We start from the raw sequence: 7,893 nt of genomic DNA on the forward strand, positions 1-7,893 counted from the left end.
CGAGCGGCCCGCCTTCGACCTGCACCACCCCGAGGTCGTCGGGCACGACACGCCGACCGCCGACAAGAACCTGCTCGACCACGTCTACGGCGAGGCCGACCTGGCCGGTCGCAGTGAGGACCTCCGCGGGAAGGGCGCCCACTGATGAAGAACGAGACCTGGCTGTTCAGCGGTGGTGTGCTGTTCTTCGTGCCCGTCGCCTTCGTGTACGGCATCCTCACCGGCTGGAACGAGCTCGTCGGCTTCGTCGCCCTCCTGCTGACCGGTGGCCTGGCCATCCTCGTCGGTGCTTACCTGGCCGTGACGGCAGCGCGCATCGACGAGCGGCCGGAGGACAACCCGCGGGCGGACATCCACGAGGGCGCGGGGGAGCAGGGCTTCTTCAGCCCGCACAGCTGGTGGCCCCTGGCCCTGTCCTTCGGGGCGGCGCTCGTCTTCACCGGCGCAGCCGTCGGGTGGTGGCTGTCCATCATCGGGGTCGCCTTCTCGCTCGTCTTCCTCTGCGGCTGGGTGTACGAGTACTGGGTGGGCGAGCACGCCCACTGAGCACCCGCGCGCCCGAGGCCGGCAGTCCGCTCCGCGGCTGCCGGCCTCGCCGCGTTCGCGCCGGTGCGGGCCCAGGCCGACACGGGGCGGCGGCCGGATCAACCCGGCCCCGGCGTGTGTTGTCAGCTCGGTGGTGCCGGTGCGGTACCGCGAGACGATGTGCACCCGCGTGCAACACCGGCGGCTCCCGGTGCGTCCGGTCTCAGGAGGGGCGCGTGCGGGTGAGCCGGCGTGGCGCTGCAGGTGGGGACGAGTGGCCGCTCGGCGGCCGGTACGGGGGAGTGCAGGTGCGTAGTTCGACGACGTGGGCGGTCGCGGCCGCGGTCGCGGGTCTCCTGGCCGTCAGCGGCTGCCAGGGCGGCGCAGGTGGCCTGGGAGCCTCCGGGCCCACAGCGGTGACGTCCAGCACGCCGGCGCCCGTTCCGGCCGTCGTCACCGTCACCCCCGGCGACGGCACGCAGCAGGTCCGGCTCGACGCCCCCGTCCGGGTCGACGTCAGCGGTGGCACGCTCACCGCGGTCGACGTCCGCGACGCCAGCGGGGCGCCCCTGCCCGGCACCACCGACCCGGGGGGGGCCACCTGGACCAGCTCGGCCCCGCTGGCCCCCGCCACCGCCTACACCGTGCGCGCCACGAGCACGAGCACGAGCGGCCTCACCCAGGACAGCACGAGCACCCTCACCACGCTGGCGCCCACCACGCAGGTCGCCGCGTCGGTGGCGCCGCGGGCCGGGTGGACGGTCGGTGTGGGGATGCCGGTCATCGTCCTGCTCGACGAGGACGTCGCCGACGACCGCCGCGCCGAGGTCGAGCGCCACCTCGCCGTGACGACGCCCGCGAACGTCGAAGGTGCCTGGCACTGGGTGTCGGCCGGCCAGGTGCAGTGGCGGCCGCGGGAGTACTGGCCCGCGGACACGCCCGTGCACGTCGACGTCGACCTCGCAGGCGTCGAGGTCGCCCCCGGGGTCTGGGGCACCGAGAACCGCGACATCGACTTCCGGGTCGGCTCCGCCGTGGTCAGCACCGTGGACATCCAGAACCACACCCTGACCATGCGTGAGAACGGACAGGTGATCAACACGATCCCGGTCACCACCGGCAAGAGCGGCAGCGGCGGGAAGTACGTCACCCGCAGCGGCGTCAAGGTCATCATGAGCCGGGAGTCGGAGCGGACGATGGACGCCGAGACGACCGGGGTGAGCCCGGACGACCCCGACTACTACTCCCTCGAGGTCAAGTACGCCATGCGGCTGACCAACAGCGGCGAGTTCATCCACGCCGCGCCCTGGTCGGTCGGCTCGCAGGGCAGGGCGAACGTCAGCCACGGCTGCACGGGCATGAGCACCGCCGACGCGAAGTGGATGTTCGAGCACTCCAAGGTGGGTGACGTCGTCGAGTTCGTCGGCTCCGATCGCGGCATGGAGCCGGGCAACGGGTACACGGCCTGGAACATGAGCTTCGAGGAGTGGAAGGCCGCCTCGGCCCTCGCGGCCTGAACCGGGCGGTCCGGCGACGTAGGCACGTCGTCCTCGCCGCCCACGGGCGGGGAGCAGGCAGGACGTCGTGCCGGTGGTGGACACAGCGCCGCGGCGGACACCGGTTGCCGGCCCGGGTGGCGGCAGAACTGCACGACGTGGTCCGCCCGATGGTGGCGGTGGCGGTCTGCGCCCTGCCGACGGCTGCCGTGGCGGTCGTCGCGGCAGATCCCCGGCGGACGCCCACCGGACCACACCGCCTGCTGCGCGCGACGGGCGGACCGCAGGCGGCGCGAGGCTGACCCGAGCCACGCGGGCACCCGGGGCGTGGGGGATCCACGCGAGCACCACAACGACAGCGGCCCGGTGGGGGAGATCCCCACCGGGCCGCTGCCGTGCGCGGACGTGCCGGGCTCAGCCCTGCGTCGTCAGCGAGTTGGTGATCTTCGCGTTGCCCTCCGCCGACTGGTCGATCGCCACGTGGTGGTCGTCGTGGTGGTGGTGCGCCGCGGCCAGCTCCGCGGGCGTCACCGGCTCGACGCGGTCGTCGAAGTAGAACCGGGACAGGGCGTGCTGCACCTTGCCGAACAGCGTGTCCGGGTTGGCGCCGGCCGCCCCGTCGGCCAGCTCCAGCGGGCGCTGCTGCTCGTGCTGCACCAGCAGCCAGCGCTCGTGGTCGGACAGGGGGGCGTGGACCTCGATGAACTCACCGTGCGGCAGGCGGACGATGCGGCCCGTCTCCCGGCCGTGGAGAGCCTTCTCGCGGTCCTTGCGCTGCAACCCGAGGCAGATGCGCTTGGTGACCCAGAACGCGATGGGCGGGAGCACGAACAACAGCAGCCGCAGCGAGCGCGTGATGTCGTTGATGCTGATGTTGAGCGTGTGCGCGATGATGTCGTTGCCGCCGCTGACCAGCAGGAGCGCGTAGAAGGTCAGCGCCATCACGCCGAGACCGGTGCGCGTCGGCTGGTTGCGCGGGCGGTCCAGCAGGTGGTGCTCGCGGTAGTCACCCGTCGCGATCTGCTCGATCCACGGGTACGCCACCAGCACGCTCATCACCACGAGGATGATCACCGTGGTGGGGATGAAGACGTTCAGCGAGAGCGTGTAGCCGAACGCCGAGATCTCCGTCCAGCCCGGCATCAGGCGCACCGCGCCGTCGAGCCAGCCCATGTACCAGTCCGGCTGCGACCCCGCCGTCACCGGCGAGGGGTCGTACGCCCCGTACGCCCAGATCGGGTTGATGGACACGAACCCCGCGATGAGGGCGATCACGCCGAAGACGATGAAGAAGAAGCCACCGGCCTTGGCCATGTAGACCGGGTAGAGCGGGAAGCCCACGACGTTGTCGTTGGTGCGGCCCGGGCCGGGGTACTGCGTGTGCTTGTGCACCACGACGAGCATCAGGTGCACCGCCACCAGCGCCAGCATGACCGCCGGCAGCAGCAGCACGTGGATCGTGTAGAAGCGCGGGATGAACGCGTGACCGGGGAACTCGCCGCCGAAGAGGAAGAAGCTGATGTACGTGCCCACGACGGGCACGGCCAGGATGATCGCCTCGGCGATGCGGATGCCGGTGCCGGACAGCAGGTCGTCGGGCAGCGAGTAGCCGGTGAAGCCCTCGAAGACCGCCAGGATGGCCAGCAGGGCGCCGATCACCCAGTTGATCTCGCGCGGCTTGCGGAACGCCCCGGTGAAGAAGACCCGGAACATGTGCACGACCGTGGAGGCCACGAAGATCAGCGCGGCCCAGTGGTGGACCTGGCGCATGATCAGGCCGCCGCGCACGTCGAAGGAGAGGCTCAGCGTCGAGGCGTAGGCCTCCGACACGTGCGTCCCCGCCAGCGGCGCGTAGATGCCCTCGTACGTCGTCTCCGCGGCGCTGGGCACGTAGAAGAACGTCAGGAACGTGCCCGTGAAGAGCAGGATGACGAAGCTGTAGAGGGTGATCTCCCCGAGCATGAACGACCAGTGGTCGGGGAAGACCTTGCGCGCGAAGCCGTTGACGATCTTGCTCGCGCCGGCGGTGTCGTCGGCGAAGTTCGCGACGGCCGTGGCCGCGCGGTCCTTCGTCGTGGTCTGCGGGCTCATCCGCGCTCCCAGAAGCTCGGGCCGACGGCCTCGTGGAAATCGGACCGTGCCACCAAGTATCCCTCGGCATCCACCGTGATCGGCAGTTGGGGGAGGGGACGCTTCGCCGGGCCGAAGACGACCTTGCAGTCCTGGTCCAGGTCGAACGTCGACTGGTGGCACGGGCACAGCAGGTGGTGGGTGTTCTGCTCGTACAGGGCCACCGGGCACCCCATGTGGGTGCAGATCTTGGAGTAGGCGACGATGCCGTCGACACCCCACTCGTTCTGCTTGTCGAGCATCTCCTCGGGCTTGAGGCGCATGAGGAGGACGGCCGCCTTGCCCTTCTCCGCGAGCAGGTCCTCGCCGGCCTCGTCGATGTCGTCGGGCATGACGTGCACGACGGAACCGAGGCTGACGTCGGCCGCGAGGATGCGCCCGCCCTCGGGGTCCTTGGCGAGGTACTTGCCCTCCTCCCACCAGGTGCGGGAGAGCGCACCCTCCGGCAGGGGACCGGTGTCGCGGAAGAAGAACACCGCCGGGATGGGGAAGAGCGCCAGCGCCCCGATGAGCGTGTTGCGGATCAGCGGGCGACGGCCCAGGCCGGCCTCGTCGGCGCCCTCCTTGAGGATGGCCACCGCCTTGGCCCGCTCCGCGTCCGTGCCGCGCTGGCGGTGGCGGTAGTCGATGCGCTCGTCGTCCGGCAGCAGCGTCTTGGCCCAGTGCACCGCGCCGACGCCCAGGCAGAACAGCGACAGGAACATCGCCAGGCCGATGGCCTTCGTCGAGAGGCTGATGCGCTCGAACGTGTTGTCGTACTTCAGCCCGATGATCGCCGCGATGATGCCGAGCGTGCCGATCATGGACAGCACGAACAGCAGCGCCACCTGCCGCTCCGCCCGCCTGGCCGCGCGCGGGTCGGTGTCGCCCATGCGGTGCCGGTGCGGCGGCAGCCCCGGGTCGGTGAAGCGCTCGGGGTGCCGCTCCTCGGTGGCCGTGCTGACCGCCGTGCTCGTGCCGTGCCCCGGGCTCGGCGGCTGGGCTGCCGGCTGGGTCTCCTGGGTCATCGTCCCCGTCCTGTCCGTGCCTGTCCGTGCTGCCCGCACGAGTGCTGGTGCGACGCGCGCTGTTGCGGCGTCACGACGACTTCATCCCGAGCCAGATCGAGCAGACGATGAGCAGACCGATGCCGGCGACCCACGCGAACAGGCCCTCCGTGACCGGCCCGAGGTAGCCCAGCGGGTTGCCGCCCGGTTCCGTCTCGCCGTGGATCGTCTTGAGGAAGCCGATCACCGCCGTCTTGTCCTCGGGGGCGATGATGTTGTCGTTGAAGACGGGCATCGGGCCGGGCCCGGTCGTCATCGCCTCGTAGATGTGCTGCGGGGAGGTGCCGAACAGGTCCGGGGCGACCTTGCCCGCCGTCAGGGCGCCACCGGCGCCGGCGAAGTTGTGGCACATCGCGCAGTTGGTGCGGAAGATCGTCGCACCCCGGGCGATCTCCTCCTCGGACAGCCCCGAGTAGTCGAGCACCTCCTCCGTCGGCTTGGCCGGGCCGGGGGCCAGGGAGGCGATGTAGGCGCCCATCTGGTCGATCTGCTCCTGCGAGAAGCGGATCTTCTCCGAGACCGCCGCCTGCGGGCCCTGGTAGACCAGCGGCATGCGCCCGGTGCCGACCTGGAAGTCGACCGACGCCGCACCCACGCCGATGAGGGAGGGGCCGCTGACCGTGCCCTCGGTCCCCGCGCCGGCCACGGCCGGGTCGCCACCGGCGGCGTTGAAGCCGTGGCAGGTGGCGCAGTTGGCGAGGAAGAGCTTCTTGCCCTCCTCGATGTCCTCCGCCGAGGCGGAGGCCGTCTGGGCGCTGGCCGGCTGCGGCGCCAGGGCCGCGTAGAGCCCGCCCATCAGGGTCAGGGCCAGAGCGATCAGGAGCGCGACGGCCAGCGGGTGGCGGCGGCGCGCGCTGAGCGCGGTGAGGGTCCTGGTCACGGTCGTCGAGCTCGCTTCCGTCGTTGCTGGGCTGGCGGGTGCGCTGATCGCAGCTGGCCGGTCACTTCAGGATGTAGATCACGGTGAACAGGCCGATCCAGACCACGTCCACGAAGTGCCAGTAGTAGCTGATGACGATCGCGCTGGTCGCCTCGGCGTGCCCGAAGCGCTTGGCGGCGAAGGACCGGCCGATCACCAGGAGGAAGGCGATGAGGCCGCCGACGACGTGCAGGCCGTGGAAACCGGTCGTGAGGTAGAAGACCGATCCGTAGGCGTTGGTGCTGATGGACAGCCCGTCGTGGATCAGGTGGGCGTACTCGTACACCTGCCCGGCCACGAAGATCGCGCCGAAGATGTAGGTGAGCACGAACCACTCGGTCATGCCCCACTTGCCCACCTGCAGCAGGCTGCCGGTGCGGTACGGCTGGAAGCGCTCCGCGGCGAACACCCCGAACTGGCACCAGAACGACGAGATCACCAGGATCGTCGTGTTGACGCTGGAGAAGGGGATGTTCAGCTGCTCCGGGCCCCAGGCCCACAGGTCGGGTGCCACGGAGCGGATCGTGAAGTACATCGCGAAGAGCCCAGCGAAGAACATCAGCTCGCTGGACAGCCAGACGATGACGCCGACCGAGACGACGTTGGGCCGGTTGACCGAGCCGTGAAGCGGACTCGGCGTGCTGCTCTGGACTGCCTGTGCGCTCGCCACGATCTGCATTATTGCCCCATGGGCCTCGCGGTGCCCTGCCGCCCCGGTGCGACGTGTTGCACAGGGGCGTGCCCGCACCGTGGTCGCCGCCCCCGCCGCGGTGCGCGGCAGGTGCGCGGCAGGTGCGCGGGAGGTGCGCGGGAGGTGCGCGGGAGGTGCGCGGGAGGTGCGCGGGAGGTGCCCGGCGCCCGTCCCCGGCCGGTGGGGCGTCGGTACGCTCGGCGCCGCCGCCCGGCTCCCGCCGGCGGCTCCCGCCGGCCGGAGGGCACCCATGGGCAGCACCACGAGCAGCTCCGAGCGCCCCACCGCGGGCGCGCCGACCGCCGGTGAACCGACCTGGCGCCAGCTCATCGCCGCCCTGGTCGCCGGCCGCGACCTCGAGGCCGGGCAGACGGCCTGGGCGATGGACCGGGTCATGGACGGCGACGTGGAGGGCGTGCAGCTGGCCGGCTTCCTCGTGGCGCTGCGGGCCAAGGGCGAGACGGTCGAGGAGCTGGAGGGCCTGGCCACCGCGATGCTCGAGCACGCGGTGCCCATCGCCGTGCCCGGCCCGGCCGTCGACCTCGTCGGCACGGGCGGCGACATGGCGCACACGGTGAACATCTCCACCATGGCCGCGCTCGTCCTGGCCGGGGCCGGTCACCGCGTCGTCAAGCACGGCAACCGGGCCGCCTCCTCCGCCTGCGGTTCCGCCGACCTGCTGGAAGAGCTCGGGGTGCGGCTGGACCTGCCGCCGGCCCGGGTGGCGGACGTCGCCGTCGAGGCGGGCATCACGTTCTGCTTCGCGCAGGTCTTCCACCCCGGCTTCCGCCACGCCGGCCCGGTGCGGCGCACCCTCGGCATCCCCACGGCCTTCAACGTGCTGGGCCCGCTCACCAACCCCGCGCGCCCGGCCGCCGCCGCGATCGGGGTGGCCGACGCGCGGATGGCCCCCCTGGTGGCCGGTGTGCTGGCCCGCCGCGGCACCAGCGCCCTGGTCTTCCGCAGCGAGGACGGCCTCGACGAGCTGACGACGGTGTCCCCGGCGCAGGTCTGGACCACCGCCGCGGACGGGCGGGTGCACCGGGTGCGCCTCGACGCCCGCGCCGACCTGGGCCTGGCCCCGGC

Annotated in this window: 7 protein-coding genes; 3 read left to right on the forward strand and 4 right to left on the reverse strand. The window is 71.6% G+C overall.

What is annotated here, in order from left to right; all coding sequences use genetic code 11:
- The first annotated feature begins 144 nt into the window (after nucleotides 1-144).
- A complete protein-coding gene (locus tag ABEB16_RS05855) occupies nucleotides 145-546 on the forward strand; it encodes a cytochrome c oxidase subunit 4 (protein ID WP_345711327.1) in 402 nt (133 codons plus the stop codon).
- A 395-nt stretch (nucleotides 547-941) separates the two neighbouring features.
- Entirely contained in the window at nucleotides 942-2,042 is a 1,101-nt protein-coding gene (locus ABEB16_RS05860; protein ID WP_345711328.1) for a L,D-transpeptidase, read from the forward strand.
- 393 nt (nucleotides 2,043-2,435) lie between these two features.
- Here the strand turns inward: ABEB16_RS05860 and qcrB are convergent, their stop codons facing one another.
- The 4 genes from qcrB to ctaE all read right to left on the reverse strand — a co-directional run bounded on the left by qcrB (nucleotide 2,436) and on the right by ctaE (nucleotide 6,795).
- A complete protein-coding gene (gene qcrB, locus ABEB16_RS05865; protein ID WP_345711329.1) occupies nucleotides 2,436-4,112 on the reverse strand; it encodes a cytochrome bc1 complex cytochrome b subunit in 1,677 nt (558 codons plus the stop codon).
- Entirely contained in the window at nucleotides 4,109-5,158 is a 1,050-nt protein-coding gene (gene qcrA, locus ABEB16_RS05870) for a cytochrome bc1 complex Rieske iron-sulfur subunit (protein WP_345711330.1), read from the reverse strand. Before qcrA ends, qcrB begins: the two co-directional genes overlap by 4 nt.
- 70 nt (nucleotides 5,159-5,228) lie before the next feature.
- Nucleotides 5,229-6,077: a cytochrome bc1 complex diheme cytochrome c subunit gene (qcrC, locus tag ABEB16_RS05875; RefSeq protein ID WP_345711331.1), complete on the reverse strand. Its 849-nt coding sequence runs from the start codon at nucleotides 6,075-6,077 to the stop codon at nucleotides 5,229-5,231.
- A 61-nt stretch (nucleotides 6,078-6,138) separates the two neighbouring features.
- Nucleotides 6,139-6,795 (reverse strand): aa3-type cytochrome oxidase subunit III, encoded by a 657-nt coding sequence (gene ctaE / locus ABEB16_RS05880; RefSeq protein WP_345711332.1) that lies wholly within the window; start codon nucleotides 6,793-6,795, stop codon nucleotides 6,139-6,141.
- A 262-nt stretch (nucleotides 6,796-7,057) separates the two neighbouring features.
- Here ctaE and trpD point away from each other — a divergent pair.
- Nucleotides 7,058-7,893 (forward strand): anthranilate phosphoribosyltransferase (trpD, locus tag ABEB16_RS05885; protein WP_345711333.1); only part of this gene is annotated, 836 nt, incomplete at its 3' end.

Source organism: Kineococcus glutinatus, assembly GCF_039542765.1.
In the GTDB taxonomy this organism is placed as follows: domain Bacteria; phylum Actinomycetota; class Actinomycetes; order Actinomycetales; family Kineococcaceae; genus Kineococcus_A; species Kineococcus_A glutinatus.

Bases quoted from the DNA above. Each gene is read 5' to 3' on its own strand.
- qcrB (WP_345711329.1), bottom strand. From the start codon at position 4,112: ATGAGCCCGCAGACCACGACGAAGGACCGCGCGGCCACGGCCGTCGCG.
- ABEB16_RS05855 (WP_345711327.1), top strand. From the start codon at position 145: ATGAAGAACGAGACCTGGCTGTTCAGCGGTGGTGTGCTGTTCTTCGTG.
- qcrA (WP_345711330.1), bottom strand. From the start codon at position 5,158: ATGACCCAGGAGACCCAGCCGGCAGCCCAGCCGCCGAGCCCGGGGCAC.
- ctaE (WP_345711332.1), bottom strand. From the start codon at position 6,795: ATGCAGATCGTGGCGAGCGCACAGGCAGTCCAGAGCAGCACGCCGAGT.